The 14,927-nt window shown below is 37.4% G+C and carries 16 protein-coding genes; 5 read left to right on the top strand and 11 right to left on the bottom strand.

Going from position 1 to position 14,927, the window contains the following annotated elements; genetic code table 11:
- Positions 1-87: 87 nt before the first annotated feature.
- The 3 genes from AC4IFE_RS00450 to AC4IFE_RS00440 are packed head-to-tail and all read right to left on the bottom strand — an operon-like array spanning position 88 to position 2,681.
- Positions 88-687 carry a hypothetical protein gene (locus AC4IFE_RS00450; protein ID WP_490754016.1) on the bottom strand — a complete coding sequence of 200 codons (600 nt, stop codon included), beginning with the start codon at positions 685-687 and terminating at the stop codon, positions 88-90.
- A gap of 14 nt (positions 688-701) precedes the next feature.
- Positions 702-1,424, bottom strand: a complete 723-nt coding sequence (locus AC4IFE_RS00445; RefSeq protein ID WP_490754014.1) for a phytanoyl-CoA dioxygenase family protein — start codon at positions 1,422-1,424, stop codon at positions 702-704.
- Positions 1,425-1,430: 6 nt separating this feature from the next.
- The gene (locus AC4IFE_RS00440) at positions 1,431-2,681 is read right to left on the bottom strand and encodes a dicarboxylate/amino acid:cation symporter (protein WP_490754013.1); all 1,251 of its coding nucleotides are present in this window, start codon (positions 2,679-2,681) and stop codon (positions 1,431-1,433) included.
- Positions 2,682-2,903: 222 nt separating this feature from the next.
- Between AC4IFE_RS00440 and AC4IFE_RS00435 the strand changes: the two genes are divergently transcribed.
- From AC4IFE_RS00435 to AC4IFE_RS00425, 3 genes are all read left to right on the top strand, one after another.
- Complete coding sequence (locus AC4IFE_RS00435; RefSeq protein ID WP_111956682.1) at positions 2,904-3,392, top strand: BON domain-containing protein; 489 nt, start codon at positions 2,904-2,906, stop codon at positions 3,390-3,392.
- Between the two features lie 7 nt (positions 3,393-3,399).
- Positions 3,400-3,819: an SH3 domain-containing protein gene (locus AC4IFE_RS00430; protein WP_111956680.1), complete on the top strand. Its 420-nt coding sequence runs from the start codon at positions 3,400-3,402 to the stop codon at positions 3,817-3,819.
- Between the two features lie 271 nt (positions 3,820-4,090).
- A complete protein-coding gene (locus AC4IFE_RS00425) occupies positions 4,091-5,950 on the top strand; it encodes a CocE/NonD family hydrolase (RefSeq protein ID WP_490754011.1) in 1,860 nt (619 codons plus the stop codon).
- Between the two features lie 187 nt (positions 5,951-6,137).
- Here the strand turns inward: AC4IFE_RS00425 and AC4IFE_RS00420 are convergent, their stop codons facing one another.
- The 3 genes from AC4IFE_RS00420 to speB all read right to left on the bottom strand — a co-directional run bounded on the left by AC4IFE_RS00420 (position 6,138) and on the right by speB (position 8,770).
- The gene (locus AC4IFE_RS00420) at positions 6,138-6,749 is read right to left on the bottom strand and encodes an alpha-ketoglutarate-dependent dioxygenase AlkB family protein (protein ID WP_490754010.1); all 612 of its coding nucleotides are present in this window, start codon (positions 6,747-6,749) and stop codon (positions 6,138-6,140) included.
- 248 nt (positions 6,750-6,997) lie between these two features.
- The gene (locus AC4IFE_RS00415; protein ID WP_490754009.1) at positions 6,998-7,843 is read right to left on the bottom strand and encodes a bifunctional helix-turn-helix domain-containing protein/methylated-DNA--[protein]-cysteine S-methyltransferase; all 846 of its coding nucleotides are present in this window, start codon (positions 7,841-7,843) and stop codon (positions 6,998-7,000) included.
- A 69-nt stretch (positions 7,844-7,912) separates the two neighbouring features.
- Positions 7,913-8,770, bottom strand: a complete 858-nt coding sequence (gene speB, locus AC4IFE_RS00410; protein WP_490754008.1) for an agmatinase — start codon at positions 8,768-8,770, stop codon at positions 7,913-7,915.
- A 161-nt stretch (positions 8,771-8,931) separates the two neighbouring features.
- Between speB and AC4IFE_RS00405 the strand changes: the two genes are divergently transcribed.
- Positions 8,932-9,591, top strand: a complete 660-nt coding sequence (locus AC4IFE_RS00405) for an HAD family hydrolase (protein WP_490754006.1) — start codon at positions 8,932-8,934, stop codon at positions 9,589-9,591.
- A 167-nt stretch (positions 9,592-9,758) separates the two neighbouring features.
- Here AC4IFE_RS00405 and AC4IFE_RS00400 read toward each other — a convergent pair whose 3' ends face one another.
- The 5 genes from AC4IFE_RS00400 to AC4IFE_RS00380 form a co-directional block, all read right to left on the bottom strand.
- On the bottom strand, positions 9,759-11,150 hold the full coding sequence (locus tag AC4IFE_RS00400; protein WP_034704591.1) for a type III PLP-dependent enzyme domain-containing protein: 1,392 nt from the start codon (positions 11,148-11,150) through the stop codon (positions 9,759-9,761).
- Positions 11,151-11,257: 107 nt separating this feature from the next.
- Entirely contained in the window at positions 11,258-12,136 is an 879-nt protein-coding gene (locus AC4IFE_RS00395; RefSeq protein ID WP_490754004.1) for a tyrosine-protein phosphatase, read from the bottom strand.
- Positions 12,133-12,780 (bottom strand): thiamine diphosphokinase, encoded by a 648-nt coding sequence (locus tag AC4IFE_RS00390; RefSeq protein ID WP_490754003.1) that lies wholly within the window; start codon positions 12,778-12,780, stop codon positions 12,133-12,135. Before AC4IFE_RS00390 ends, AC4IFE_RS00395 begins: the two co-directional genes overlap by 4 nt.
- Positions 12,770-13,339, bottom strand: a complete 570-nt coding sequence (locus tag AC4IFE_RS00385) for a cob(I)yrinic acid a,c-diamide adenosyltransferase (protein ID WP_116010911.1) — start codon at positions 13,337-13,339, stop codon at positions 12,770-12,772. The genes AC4IFE_RS00390 and AC4IFE_RS00385 overlap by 11 nt, the downstream gene beginning before the upstream one ends.
- 323 nt (positions 13,340-13,662) lie before the next feature.
- Positions 13,663-14,247, bottom strand: coding sequence for a hypothetical protein (locus AC4IFE_RS00380; RefSeq protein ID WP_490754001.1), 585 nt, complete (start codon positions 14,245-14,247; stop codon positions 13,663-13,665).
- Between the two features lie 183 nt (positions 14,248-14,430).
- Here AC4IFE_RS00380 and AC4IFE_RS00375 point away from each other — a divergent pair, with 183 nt between their 5' ends.
- Positions 14,431-14,922: a DinB family protein gene (locus tag AC4IFE_RS00375; RefSeq protein ID WP_490754000.1), complete on the top strand. Its 492-nt coding sequence runs from the start codon at positions 14,431-14,433 to the stop codon at positions 14,920-14,922.
- The last annotated feature ends 5 nt before the right edge of the window (positions 14,923-14,927 follow it).

The raw sequence follows: 14,927 nt of genomic DNA, 5'->3' as shown, positions 1-14,927 counted from the left end.
GTGACTGAATCTCAATTTTATTAGCCCTATGTTACTAATCAAAAAAAATGCACTTCGTAAATTTGAAGTGCATTTTTTTATGGAAGTCTATAAGTCCTTCTTTAGATTATACAAATCCAGAACACCGGGAGCAATTTTCAAGTCGGGCCTGAACATACTGATGCCTTTTATGAAATGCCTTTTTAATGAATTTCCATTAGTAATTACAAAATCTCCTTCTAAGAATAACCCTTTCATTACTACTTTATCTAGTGCATCATCAAATATATAAAAGCACAAATCCATATCAGTATCGCTCTGGTCAACGTATATGAAAATGTCATATTTCCCGTTCCCAGGATCCTGCATCAGTTGATTATACTGTATTGATTTTACTAAACCCTTATTGCTATAATGATGAATTCCTGTTTCGTCAACTGTTACCCGAATTATTTTCGTGGTTGATTTTGTTCTTCTTTGTACCATTAAAAGCCATACAAATAATCCAATAACTAATATTGCCAGTACAACAACTAAAATTTTTATTTCAATCTGAATGTTTCCTGAAGCCAAGGTAAACCATGCCATCAAAATCATTATCAGCGGTGTCAATACAACGAATACTGAAAAAAAAACTTTAATAGCCAAAGTCCAGCCTTTAGAAGTTTTTGAATCAATGGCCGGAAATTGATTTTCGTCTGATACCATTTTAATGTTGGATTTTAATTCAATCTTTCAGACCATTTCAGACCCTCCGGCAGTTCCATATCAGAAAACTCTATATGGATCACTCTCCTTCTCCTTCCATCGGTAGTTCTGTTGGAACCGTGAAGCGTAAGCGGCTTCATGATCATAATACCACCCTTCTGCACATCACATATTTTTTCTGTTTCTGTACTCCAGTCTATGGTTTCCGGCCTGTAGATTCCTTTCGTATGAGATCCCGGAATAACTTTCAACGCTCCGTTATATTCATCCGTATCATCCAGGTGAATCCTGATGGTACATATATTTTCAAGAAATGGCAGAGGCGGCTGTACAACAAAGTGGTTGTTCTTGGACGTCCACGGTCCGAAGCCCTGCATTTCCATTTTTTTATCCACTGAAATCGTCAGATCCTGATGATAGGCCACATACCAGTTTGAGGTTTCTGGTTTGTCAAAATAAATACTTTTTACAGCAAAATATTTTTCTCCGAAGAATTTTCTTACGATGGTTTTAATGGCATCGTTAAATATCAGATCTCTAGCTTCCGGAACTTCCTTCAGGAACTGTCTTACGGCAAAAAGGTCATCAGATTTTCTGAAATTCTCTCTCGAGGTATCCGCATTGTCAATGCTTTTTGCAATCTTTTCAATCTCATCATCAGAAAAGACCGAATTGATTACGGTAAGGCCTTTTTCAAAGAAATATTGTTTATGATTCTCTATATATTGTTTTGTCATGTTCGATTAAACTTCCTGAGGTGTATTTTCAAGCTGTCCTTCCCATTTGGAAACAGCGGAAGTTGCCAATGCATTTCCTAATACATTCGTCATACTTCTTCCCATATCACAGAAATGGTCAATCGGCAGGATCAGAGCGATACCTTCCGGCGGAATACCAAACATGGAACAGGTTGCCACAATAATTACCAGTGAAGCTCTCGGAACTCCGGCAATCCCTTTTGAAGTAAGCATTAATACCAAAAGCATTGTGATCTGCTGACCCAATGACATTTCAATACCATAGATCTGGGCAATAAAGATGGAAGCAAAAGTCATATACATCATGCTTCCGTCAAGGTTGAATGAATATCCTAAGGGGAGGATGAAGGATACTACCCTGTTATTACATCCGAATTTTTCAAGCTCTTCTACAAGCTTCGGAAATACAGCTTCTGAACTCGTCGTTGAAAAAGCAATCAGTAACGGCGCTTTTATTCTTTTAAGCAGCTCAAAAAGACGGTTTCCTAAAATCAGATAGCCTACCAATAGAAGAACAAGCCAAAGTACACCCAATGCAAAGAAAAAATCCCTCAGGTAAATTGCATAGACTTTGAATATTTCAAACCCGTTCATAGCCACTACTGCAGCGATAGCTCCCAAAACCCCAAGTGGTGCAAACCACATGATATAGCCTACCATTTTAAGAATGGCATGGGCAATAATATCAAAAAGTTTAACTACCGGCTTTGAATATTCTTCCCCTAAATTAGCAAGGGCTACCCCAAACATAATGGAAAAAACAACAATCTGAAGCACCTCATTGGTGGCAAAAGCTTCAAATAAACTTTTAGGAATCATATGCTTTACGAAATCCTCCAGGGAAAAGCCTTTACTACTTTTTAAAAGATCTTCCGCAGCTGCTGCATCCTGGATAGGCAGTTTGGTAACATGCCCCGGCTCCAGCCAGTTTACCAATGCCAGACCTATAAAAAGAGAAACCAATGAAGCGCTGATAAACCACAGCATTGCTTTCGTTCCTACTCTTCCGATCATTTTGATATCACTCATTTTGGCAATTCCCACTACGAGCGTGGTAAAAACCAGCGGCGCAATAATCATCTGTACCAGCCTGATAAAAACGGTTCCCAGCAATTTGATATTTTTGGAAAACGGTTCTGCACTTTCGGGATACTGTACATGTACAAGACCTCCGATTCCTACTCCCATGATAAGTGCAATGATAATGGCAATAAAAAGTTTATTTTGTCCTTTCATATATATAGTTCAATTCCCGCAAATATAATAGTTTTTCAATTGGTATAAGATTTTGTCTGAATTCAGTTAAGATTGAGTTAAGTTTTTAATACATTAAAATTAAAACGCTGATTCCGAAAATATTGTAAAAAATTTAAGAAACATTTATTGAGCTTTTATTATTTTGGTACAAATTTTATTATTACATTTGATTGTATTAACAACATTAATAAATATACAACTATGAAAAAAACTATCGCAATGGCTGCATTAGCTGTAGCTATATCTTTTGGAGCGGTGTCTTGCAAAAAGAAAATTTCAGATGCCGATCTTCAGACTCAGGCTACAACTGTGGTAACTTCTAATCCCAATGCTTCTGTAGAAGTAAAAGAAGGAGTGGCTCATTTAAGCGGAACTTTCGAAGACCAGCAGTCTAAAGATGCTATGATTGCAAAACTAAAAGCAATTAATGGCGTAAAAGAAGTGATGGATATGTCTACTGTAGCTGCTCCGGTTACAGCTGCACCAGTGGAAACAGCATCTGCTGTAGATCCTGCGGTTCAGAAAAAAGTGCAGGATGCTGTTAAAGATTTCCCATCTGTAAAAGTTGAGGTTGTAAACGGACAACTTACTCTTACAGGAAATGTTTCAGGCCCTCAGGCAAGAAAAATCAAAGAATCTGTAGATGCTTTGAAAATCGGAAAGTATAACAATAACCTAGTGGTAAAATAATTTTAAGATGAGCACATTACAAGATAAATATTCAAGTGTAGTTTCAGCAGCTCAGTCTGCAGGAATTTCTAACCTTCAGGTTCAGGAGCAGGATGGTATTCTTTATGTTACTGGAAACGCTTCCAGTACAGCAGCAAAAGATGCAGTATGGAATGCTTTAGGAACTATTGATTCTACTTATTCCGCTTCAGATATCAATATTGATGTACAGGTAGCAGGACTAACTTCAGGAGCTTCTTTAACGGTAGCTACGGAAGATTCTAATCTTAACATCAGACAGGAGCCTTCTACTGAGGCTGCTGTAGTAGGAAAAGCGGCAAAAGGTTCATCGGTAACTTTGATCGAGCAGACTTCTGATGACTGGTGGAAAGTGAAAACTGATGACGGTCAGGAAGGCTATGCTTACTCAAGATATTTAAAAGCTTAATTTTTCAAATAGTTAATCTTCAATAAATATTACGAAACATCCCCGTTTGGGGGTGTTTTTTTATTTTCTTACCAGCTGGTTTTTCAACAGCAAACCGACCGGTTTTGCAATTTCTTGCAGAAGGAGCAGGTGTTTATGTTTTATATGATACTGAAGAAGTAGAACTATTTTATATGCCTTATTTTTCATTTTCCTCCTATTTTTCGTTAAAGATTGAGGTATACAGCAGAACGGATGCTATTTATTTTTAAATTAGCGATAAATTTTATTTATGAAGATCCATATTTCAATTTTGTTTATTTTCTTTTTTATCCTTGGAGTTGCACAGACTCCAGACCAGAAGGATACTTTCGTAAAAGATAATTTCACTAAAAAGGAATTCTATATTCCGATGCGTGACGGAGTAAAGCTTTTCACAGCGGTATATATTCCGAAAGATATTTCAAATAAGAACAAATATCCTTTCCTGATGCAGAGAACCTGCTACAGCATCGCTCCTTACGGTGAAAATGAATACAAAACCAAACTGGGTCCTAACCAGTTCCTGATGAAGGATAAGTATATTTTTGTCTTCCAGGATGTTCGCGGAAGATACATGAGCGAAGGCACTTTCACCAATATGACGCCTCAGGTGGACCGCAAAACAAAAAAAGATGTAGACGAAAGCACGGATACTTATGATACCATTGAATGGCTTTTGAAAAATGTTAAAGACAATAACGGTAAGGCGGGACAATATGGAACTTCGTACCCGGGATTTTATACAGCAGTAGGCATATTGGCGCAGCACCCGGCTTTGGTCGCTTCCTCCCCTCAGGCTCCTATTTCAGATTTCTGGAATGATGATTTTCTTCATAACGGAAGATTCATGCTGGGGTACTTCAGAACTTTCCCTGTTTTCGGGATTCAGAAAACAAAGCCTGAAAATAAAGCCTGGTATATGGATACTTTCGTAAAGCAGACTTCGGAAGATGGCCTTAAGTTTTACAGAGATATGGGAACTTTAAAGGACGGCTACGAAAAATACTATAAGAACAACTTCTTTATGACGGAGATTATGAATCATCCTAATTATGATGAATACTGGCAGAAAAGAAGCCTTCTTCCTCACTTAAAGAATGTAAACCATGCCGTAATGACTGTTGGAGGCTGGTTTGATGCAGAAGATCTTTCAGGTCCGCTGAATATTTACAAAACCATAGAAAAGACAAGCCCGAAAGCTAAAAATACCATTGTCATGGGACCTTTCTCTCACGGTGCATGGGCACAGGAGCAGGGAAAACATTTCCACAACCAGATCTATTTCGGCGATAGCATTGCAACCTATTATCAGAAAAATATTGAAACTAAATTTTTCAGTCATTACTTAAAAGGAAATACAAAAGAAGATGCCGGCCTTCCGGAAGCTCTGATGTATGATACCGGATCTAAAGAATGGAGAGAGTTTGCCTCTTATCCTCCGAAGAATGCTCAGAAGATTAATTTTTATTTAACTGACGGTTCATTAAAAAAGACCGCAGGACAAGGTTTTTCAGAATACTACAGCGATCCGAACAATCCGGTTCTAAGCTCTGACAATCTGAAGGATTTCAATGGTTTTACCCCTAAAAACTATATGTCGGAGGACCAAAGATTTGCAGTAGGCAGACCAGATGTTCTGACATTTACAACGGATGTTTTAACGGAAGATATCAGTTTTGCAGGAGAGATCATGGCTAAGCTGAATATTGCATCCACTTCTACAGATGCAGATTTTGCAGTAAAGCTGATTGATGTTTACCCTGAAGATTTTAAACCCGCAGAAAAAAAAGACGGTGTGATCTATCCAAACTACCATCAAATGGTAAGAAGCGAGATTATGCCTGCCAGATTCAGAAATTCAAGAGAAAAAGGAGAAGCGTTAGTGCCTAACCAAAAAACTGCTGTGAATTTCAGATTGCAGGATGTGATGCATACTTTCAGGAAGGGACACAAAATCCAGATCCAGATCAGCAGCACCTGGTGGCCTCTTTTTGCCATCAACCCTCAGAAATTTATGGCAAATCCAAATTTTGCAACAAAGGAAGATTATACAAAAGCTTTCATCAGGGTATACAATGACAGCTCTATTGAAGCTGATGTATTGAAATAAAAAGAAACGGTGGCTTCGAGAACCTCAGCCACCAGTCAAATATACATATCAGAAAACATAAAATCCGGTCGCCTCGAGGCGACCGGATTTTTATTATGGGCCTGCTGACTTCGAGAACCTCAGTCAGCAGAGATTTAATACTTTCTTACAAAAGATGGTGGCTCGAGAATCTCAGCAATCATCTTTTTTATTCCTCAATCGTTCTGAAAGTAAGGTTTACTCTTGGAGTTTTTACTTTTGTGGTTGGCGGCAGTCTGTGCAGCCAGTTTTCCTGTGTTGTTCCTTTCATGATCAGAAGACTTCCGTTTTCAAGAAATATTTCAACCTTCTCTTTGGTTGTTTTATGCTTAAATAAAAACTTTCGTTCGGCCCCGAAAGTGAGAGAAGCAATAGCCCCATGTTTTTTAAGATCTTTTTCCCCGTCACTATGGTAGGCCATTCCTTCACTTCCATCGTGATAGAGATTAAGAAGGCAGGAATTGTAGGTTTCTCCGGAGACCTCTTCACATTTTTTCTTTAATTCCAATAGTTCTGGAGTCCAGAATTTCGCCAATTTTGTCCGTTTTGAATAGGTATATTCAAACGCTTTTTCTCCGAACCAGGCTACTTTTCTTTTCGTTAAAACTAATTTTCCAAAGATCACTGCTTCATCATTCTCCCATGGAATCTGATTCAATAGATAATCATAAAAAAAGTCGGATTTTTCTTTACTGAAAATCTTTCCATAATAGTGGACCGTTCCGTCATGCGAAAGAATATTCAAAGGATACTCTGCTATTTCTTCAAACAGGCTGTTCATGATTTTGAGTTTGTAAAAAGTATAATATATTAATGACTTTTAATTAGTTCTTTAACCACAAAAGTCGTAAAAGATTTTTAACACTCTGGAATATTTTAGTTTAAAAGCTTAAAAATAATTAAAGTTCATATAAGAAGAAAATCAAAGATTTTCATGAAACTTAAGTGTACTTACTATTCACAAAGCCGTTAACTTCAAATAACTTAAGTGTTAAAAAACTTTTGCGACTTTTGTGGTGGAATAATAAACTATCCCGTGTAAACCTGCGAGCTTTCCCACCCCACGATCAGCTGCTTTCTTCCGCTTCCCCATCGGTAACCCCCAATATTTCCGGTAGATTGTATCACACGGTGACACGGGATAAGAAATGCTACCGGATTACTGCCAATTGCAGTTCCGACAGCTCTGGAAGCATTCGGATTTCCTATTTTTTCAGCAAGGTTTCCATAAGTGGAAAGCTTTCCCATGGGAATAGAAAGTAAACTTTCCCAGACTTTAAGCTGAAAATCGGTACCTTTTAAATGTAATTTAATCGTGTTGAGCTTCGTCCAGTCTTTATCAAATATGGACAGGGCATTTTTCTGCAGGGCATCCTGTATTTCAAAAAAAGAAGCATTGGGAAATTTCAGTTTCAGATTTCCCAATGCTGTTTCTTTATCGTCTTCAAAAGCCATGTAGCAGATCCCTTTTTCCGTAGATGCTGCCATTACATATCCAAAAGGACTTTTGGAAAAACTGTAATTGATGTTCAGGCTTTTTCCGCCGTTTTTATATTCTGCCGGAGACATTCCTTCTATGTTCACAAACAGGTCATGAAGCCTACTTGTGCTGGAAAGTCCCGTCTCATATGCGGTATCAAATAAAGTCGCTTTCTCTTCCTTCAGTAAATTTTTAGCGTGTTCAAGACTGATAAACTGTAAAAATTTCTTAGGACTTGTTCCTGCCCATTCTGTAAATATTTTCTGAAAATGAGCCGGACTCAAGTGAATATTCTCTGCCACTTCCTCCAAACTTGGCTGAAGCCTGAAATTGCTCTGGATATATTCTATCGCTTTGGCAATTCTGTTATAATCTATCTGACTTTGTGCGGACATAATATTTCTTTTTTACCTCACAAATTTCCAAAGAATATAGGGCAGAAAAAATCTGATTCTTGCGGAATTTTAGTTGTTGTTATAAATATGGTTGTAAGCAAGCATTTTGTAATATAACTTAGCTGCAAGGAAAGCAGTTGGCTTAGCCATCGGAGAATCCATTAATTCTACAATATCGAAAGCTACTACATTACATTTTTCAAATACTTTTCTCAACAATTCCAACGTTGGGTACCACTGAAGTCCACCTGGTTCCGGAGTACCTGTAGAAGGAGCAATTGACGGATCAAAAGCATCAAGGTCGATCGTAATATATACATTTCCTGAAACTTTTTCTAAGACATCGTTGATCCAATTGTCATTGTTAGCAATCTCATGGGCAAAAAACACTCTTCCTTCCGGCAGATATTGAGCTTCTTCAGCATCCATGGAACGGATTCCCACCTGAACCAGGTTATGCTTCTGATTTGCTTCAAAAACCGCACATGCATGGTTAGAAGTAGATCCATGGAATTCAGGACGCAGGTCGGTATGAGCATCCAGCTGAAGGACTGTAAGATTTTCAAACTTCTCTCCTACCGCACGGATAGAACCTATGGAAACCGAGTGCTCCCCTCCGAAAAGAGTAAATACTTTTCCTTCGTTATTCAAAAGCTCTTTGGTTTTTTGGTAAACGGCTTCCGTCATGGCTTCCGGAGTCGAATTTTCAGAAATTTCTCCTGCCAGATATACCCCGTCAAGATAAGGTTCAGTTCCTGTTTCAATATCATAAAGCTCCATGTTTTCGGAAGCATCAAGAAATAGTTCTGGGCCTTTATCAGCTCCTTTACCCCACGTTGAAGTTCCATCGTAAGGAACGGTTACCAGCATTACTTTAGAGTTCTCTAACGTTGCATTTTCTTCAGGAATTCCTGCGTATGTTCTCATGTTTTATTTAAAAATTTAAATGATTTAAAGATTAAATTATTTCACAAAGATACAAAATAGTCGTTGAGTTATAAATCAAGAGTGGTGGGCTCGGAATTTTTTAATCCTAAAATCTTTTTAATGTTTAAATTTTAAAAGTTATTTTTGTAAAAAAACAAAATATGTCCTTAAAAGCTGTTCTTTTCGATATGGACGGGGTTATTGTAGATACGGAACCACTGCACAGAAAAGCTTATTTTGCCACCTTTGACGAACTGGAAATTGCTGTTTCCGAAGACCTGTACACCTCTTTTACAGGAGCCTCCACAAAAAGAGTCTGTGAGACACTGATCCAGAAATACAATTTAGCCCATACCCACGAAGCCATTGCCGGTATTAAAAGATCATACTTCAAAGATTATTTTGATAATGACGAAGAATTTGATCTGATTCCGGGAGTAAGAGAGCTGATCAAGCATTACCATGAAAATGGTATTAAGCTTATCCTTGCCTCTTCGGCTACAATGACGACCATCAATATGGTTTTTGAAAAATTCGGGCTTGAACAATATTTCAGCGGGAAAATAAGCGGCGCCGCGCTAAAGGAATCCAAACCTCATCCTGAGGTATTTCTTCTTGCAGCACAGATGGCAGAAGAATCAGCAGGGAACTGCATGGTGATTGAAGATTCGACTAACGGAATCCTTGCCGCCAACAGGGCGAAAATTTTCTGCGCTGCCTACAGAAGCCCGCATTCAAAAAATCAGGATTATACTCTAGCGGATATCGTAGTTACAGATTATGAAGAACTGGAGCTGGATAAGCTTACAAAATATTTTTAAAGGAAAAAGCTCTCAAATTTTGAGAGCTTTATTTTTTATGTTTTTCTAGGGGAAGTGTAGATTCTTAATAAAAGCCTTAATGATTTAAAATTGAAACGTTAATAAACAATTAAGTTGTTAAGATTATTAAGATGAGATTGCTTCGTCACTCCCGTTCCTCGCAATGACTAGTAACCCAGAATTTTCAGAATATCTTCAGGTTCCTGCTTTTCACGGAAAATTTCATACTGCAGCTCACCGTTCTCGTCTTTCTGAATCAGAACGTGTCTTGGCTGAGGCATCAGACAATGGTGAACTCCACCGTATCCTCCAATCGTCTCCTGGTATGCTCCTGTATGGAAGAATCCAATATAGAGAGGCTTTGTATCACTGAAAACCGGCAGGTAAATTGCGTTCGTATGCTGTTCAGAGTTATAATAATCATCTGAATCACAAGTTAATCCACCAAGGAATACTCTTTCATAGGTATCTTCCCATCTGTTTAATGGGAGCATGATAAAGTGTCTTGAAATGGCCCATGTATCAGGAAGCGTGGTCATAAATGAAGAATCTATCATATTCCACTTCTCTCTGTCATTCTGACGTTTCTGAGAAATGATTTTATAAAGATTAGCTCCACTTTCCCCTACGGTAAAGCTTCCGAATTCCGTATAAATATTAGGTTCTTCCACTCCTTCCTCTTCACAGAATTTTTTGATCTGAGAAACGATTTCCTCTACCATATACTGATAGTCGTACTCGAAGTTTAAAGAAGTTTTGATCGGGAAACCGCCACCAATATTCAAGGAATCCACTTCCGGAGCAATTTTCTTCAAACGTGCGTATACACGGAGACATTTGTACAATTCGTTCCAGTAATAGGCAGTATCCTTGATCCCCGTGTTAATGAAGAAGTGAAGCATTTTCAGCCTTGCATTCGGATGTTCAGCGATTTTCTGACTGTAATAAGGAATAATATCTCTATATCCTATCCCCAGTCTTGAGGTATAAAATTCGAATTTCGGTTCTTCTTCTGAAGCAATTCTGATCCCGATATCGAAAGTAGTATCGATACTTTCAGTAAGCTTATCCAGCTCACGGTAGTTATCCAGGATCGGGGTAATATTTTCAAAGCCGCTGTTGATCATTTCTGAAATTTTCACCAGATAATCATCAGTTTTGAATCCATTACAAATCACTTCAATATTTTTATCTACTTTTCCTTTCTCATAAAGAGATTTTACAATGTCCATATCATATGCTGAAGAAGTTTCGATAGAAATATCGTTCTTAAGAGCCTCTTCAAGCACAAAATTGAAATGACTGGATTTTGTACAGTAGCAGTAGGTATAATTCTTTTTATATTCGGCTTTCTCAAAAGCTTCCCTGAACCAGCTTTTCGCCTTCTGGATATTTTGAGAAATTCTTGGCAGGTAGCTAATTTTTAGCGGGGTGCCAAATTTTTCAACGACTTCCATTAAAGGAACATCGTGAAATAACAAATTGTTCTCAGAAACATTAAATTCCTCAGTAGGAAAATATAATGTCTGATCAATAAGTTCCGAGTACTTTATTTTCATTTCTTGACAAGTGAATTACGAAATGCAAAATTGCTAAAAAAGTTTGATTTTTAAGCGTTAAATTTATTATAAATTTAAAAACAGGATCAGGCAAAAACCTAAACAGATTATTGATTTGTAAACTTCTTAATATATTCTTCTCTCTTATCCGCCGAAATCCCCAACACCTGTTGAATATAAGTGTCGGTAGAGCCATATTTCTTATTGATTTCATCAAAAGCCGCATCAAGATAAGTGATTTCCACCCAACTCAGCTTTTCAAGAACCTTCACATCCATTTTGGGATATAAAAAATGTAAGTTATTAGCCAGATTCAGCCTTTTCCGGACTAATTTTTCTCTGTAATTATTGGATAAAAGATAATCATTGTAAATTGTCTCCTTATCAAACTTTAGAATAACCAGAATTAAAGCAGTTATGATTCCTGTTCTGTCCTTTCCGGCAGTACAGTGATAGAGGACCGGCTGTTCGGATTCCAGAATTTCAGTGATGATTCTTCTGATCACTTCGGGATTTTCCGTTACGTATTCCCTGTAAAATTCAATCATTCTTTTATCAGCATCGGGACCGTTTACTTTTCCTTTTAAAACAAGCTTTTTAGCCTGGGTCAGCTGATCTCCTTCATCATCAAAGGCTGAATATTTTTTATAAATGACACCATCGGGAAGTTGGTCGGGCTTATCAACTATTTCTTTTGAATTCCTGAGATCAATTACTTCGTGTATTTCCAGGCTTTGAATTTCTTTGAATGATCTTTTCTTCAGTTGGTGAAGATGACCGCTTCTGTAAAATTTTCCTGCTTTCAAAGTTCTGCCTTCAGAATTTTTAATATTACCGACCGTCCTGAAATTGTATACTTTTTTGATTTCAATAGGATTTATTGCTTCATTTTTTCCATATTCAGGTTGAATAAAATTCTGTGTTTTACAGGAGGAAACACAGAATGCCGCGATAAGCAGAACCGATATTTTTATGAATTGTTTCAATATATTCCGGGATATTCTATTTCATTAATTCCTGCAAAAAACAGCAGATCTCCGGATTGATACCGGATGGTAACCTCATCTTCAACCGCAAAATTTCTTGTTCCTATTCTTGAAGTGATGCTTAGCTTTCCATTGGTCAATGGCCAGTTTAATCCTGTTGTTGTTATATTTTCAACCGTAGGAAAAGGATACAATGAGATCATTCTGTTCTTAACCCCTTTTATGGTAAAATTTTCCGGGACAAAATAATATTCGGAAAAATCATCATAGAACTTTATTCTCAACCGGTCTTTAAATGCATAAGCAACGGTAAGGTTTCCTAAAAAATGGTCCTGCTCGCCGCCGCTTCCTCCAAATACATCTACAGAAAGACATCCTCTTTCTAAAATAATTTCCAAAGCTTTATGAAAATCTGTTTTATCCTGGTCCAGGGTAAGGATAAATTTTTCTTGATAAACGTCCTCATCTGCCCCTGAATGGGAATCGAAATCACCGGAAATAAAGTCCAGTTTGTCTAAGGGGAAACCTAATTGCTTCAAATAATGAAAAGCACCGTCCGTACACGCAATTAATCCATATTGGTCCGGATCCGGAAAAGTTTTTGGATGATCTCCGTTAATGAAAAGTAGTGCTTTATCTTTCATTCGGATTCCAGTATTCTTCCGGTTCGTTGTTTATTTTTGAAATATATCTTGCCAAAACAAAAAGATAATCAGAAAGCCTGTTCAAATATTTGATCAGCTCAGGACGTACTTCTTCGGACTCATTCAGGAAAACAAGAGAACGTTCTGCCCTTCTGCAAATGGTTCTTGCAGCATGTAAAAATGTTGCAGATTTTCCACCACCGGGAAGAATAAAGTATTGAAGCGGTTCCAGCTTTTCTTCAAAAGCATCCATCCACTGCTCCAGCTCTTCAATTTCAGTGTCTGAAATGATCAATGGCAGACGTGATTTTCCATTGGCCAGCATTAATTTATCAACCGGCGTTGCAGCTTCTGAACCTACCGTAAACAGATCAAACTGAATTTTCTTCAACTGCTTCAAAACTTCTTCATCCTCAATATGACTTTTGGAAATACCAATGAATGAATTAAGCTCGTCTATATTCCCGTAGCTGTCCACTCTTGCACTGGCTTTGGAAACTCTTGTGCCGCCATATAAAGCGGTCTGTCCTTTATCTCCTGTTTTAGTATAAATTTTCATAGTACTAAATTACTTTATTTTGTATAATCTAAAAAGTAAAATGTAGGAATGATTCGTAGTTTTATCTCTGCATAGTTATAACCCTATTATTGACTGAATGAGAGAATCCTTCGACTGCGCTCAGGATGATATAGCTAATAAAATCTGCTTTTATTACATGTTGTGATTTCACAAATTTCCACAGATGTAAATTTGGAGGATTTAGGTTTTGGCTAAAGCCGGATTGATGGTGATTTTTTTTAAACGGGCTAAAGCCCGTTCCTGTTGAATTTATTTAGATATAATCAACAAAAAATGACCGGAAAAATCCGGTCACTTACAAATTATTTATTTACCTCTACATATTGTATGACGGTCTGGTTTTTGGGGTTATAGATTATTGTACTGTTGTGGGGAAACCTTTTCAGCTTGTAATATTCTATATTTTTATCATTTTTAATATCTTCTAAAAAACTGGTATCAAAGGTATTTTCAGGAAGAAATTTTGAAACAAAACTTATTTTGTCAATGATGCTTTGCCCATCTATTTTACGGGCTGTTTTATCTGATTTGTTTTCGTCGGAAGAGGCCTGTTTTTCCAAAAAAGGAAGCAGTACTGCGATATCCGATTTATATTTGAAAATATAGCCTTCGGAACCGTTAGGAAATTTAAATTTCTTTCCGGTGTCTTCTGAGACTACAGGTTTTCCTCCATCGGGAAATACCTGGCTGAATTTTACATCCTGGGAATTCGTTAAAGAATTGATTGATTCACTGACGGTGTTCTTCACTGTTTCTTCAACAGCCTTCTGAGCTTTCTGCTGAACGGTTTCGGTGGTTTTCTGAATAGTCTGGTCAATTTTTTCCTCAATTTTATTACAGGATATTAATAAAAGAGCCGGAATAACAGGCAAAATATACTTCTTCATTGTAAAATTCTAATAGGGATCAATTTCTTTTTACCCATACACTTTCTCTCTAACGGAAAAACAGGTATAGATATTTCAGTAAAGAAATAAAATATTTTTTAATATCAAAAATCCTACTGACAAACTGTTGTCATAACCCTGTCATACCTTTGTATCAACAATAACAAAATAAACAATACAATTATGACAACTACAGCAACAGCCACAAAACAGTTCATGACATCCGAGCAATTATTAGAGCATTGGCAAGGACACAGAAATCTGACAAGAAGAGTAATCGAAGCTTTCCCTGAGAAAGAATTATTTGAATTTTCTGTAGGGGGCATGAGACCTTTCGCAAAACTGGCGGTAGAACTTATCAGCATCGGCGGACCTGCTTTAAAAGGAATAGTTGACAAAAACATGGAAGCCTACAATGAGGAAGGCTTCAACCCAAAAACCAAAGAAGAACTTCTGAAAAAATGGGATGAAGAAACAGAAGTAATCAACCGTTATTTCAGCCAGATTACTGAAGAGCGTTTCCAGGAAACTTTCAATTTATTCGGACAGTATGAATTCCCGGTATATCAGAATATTCTTTATTTCGTGGATAATGAAATCCATCACCGCGGACAGGGCTATACCTACCTGAGAGCATTAGGAATTGAACCTCCTTTTTTTTGGGAGAGATTTTAGGATCG

It is taken from the genome of Chryseobacterium sp. UF-81 (assembly GCF_058245105.1).
This window is presented reverse-complemented; position numbering and strand designations above follow the sequence as displayed.

Bases quoted from the DNA above. Each gene is read 5' to 3' on its own strand.
- AC4IFE_RS00400 (WP_034704591.1), bottom strand. From the start codon at position 11,150: ATGAAAATAAAGTACTCGGAACTTATTGATCAGACATTATATTTTCCT.
- AC4IFE_RS00440 (WP_490754013.1), bottom strand. From the start codon at position 2,681: ATGAAAGGACAAAATAAACTTTTTATTGCCATTATCATTGCACTTATC.
- AC4IFE_RS00435 (WP_111956682.1), top strand. From the start codon at position 2,904: ATGAAAAAAACTATCGCAATGGCTGCATTAGCTGTAGCTATATCTTTT.
- AC4IFE_RS00405 (WP_490754006.1), top strand. From the start codon at position 8,932: ATGTCCTTAAAAGCTGTTCTTTTCGATATGGACGGGGTTATTGTAGAT.
- AC4IFE_RS00445 (WP_490754014.1), bottom strand. From the start codon at position 1,424: ATGACAAAACAATATATAGAGAATCATAAACAATATTTCTTTGAAAAA.
- AC4IFE_RS00430 (WP_111956680.1), top strand. From the start codon at position 3,400: ATGAGCACATTACAAGATAAATATTCAAGTGTAGTTTCAGCAGCTCAG.
- speB (WP_490754008.1), bottom strand. From the start codon at position 8,770: ATGAGAACATACGCAGGAATTCCTGAAGAAAATGCAACGTTAGAGAAC.
- AC4IFE_RS00385 (WP_116010911.1), bottom strand. From the start codon at position 13,339: ATGAAAATTTATACTAAAACAGGAGATAAAGGACAGACCGCTTTATAT.
- AC4IFE_RS00450 (WP_490754016.1), bottom strand. From the start codon at position 687: ATGGTATCAGACGAAAATCAATTTCCGGCCATTGATTCAAAAACTTCT.
- AC4IFE_RS00425 (WP_490754011.1), top strand. From the start codon at position 4,091: ATGAAGATCCATATTTCAATTTTGTTTATTTTCTTTTTTATCCTTGGA.
- AC4IFE_RS00420 (WP_490754010.1), bottom strand. From the start codon at position 6,749: ATGAACAGCCTGTTTGAAGAAATAGCAGAGTATCCTTTGAATATTCTT.
- AC4IFE_RS00415 (WP_490754009.1), bottom strand. From the start codon at position 7,843: ATGTCCGCACAAAGTCAGATAGATTATAACAGAATTGCCAAAGCGATA.
- AC4IFE_RS00380 (WP_490754001.1), bottom strand. From the start codon at position 14,247: ATGAAGAAGTATATTTTGCCTGTTATTCCGGCTCTTTTATTAATATCC.
- AC4IFE_RS00375 (WP_490754000.1), top strand. From the start codon at position 14,431: ATGACAACTACAGCAACAGCCACAAAACAGTTCATGACATCCGAGCAA.
- AC4IFE_RS00390 (WP_490754003.1), bottom strand. From the start codon at position 12,780: ATGAAAGATAAAGCACTACTTTTCATTAACGGAGATCATCCAAAAACT.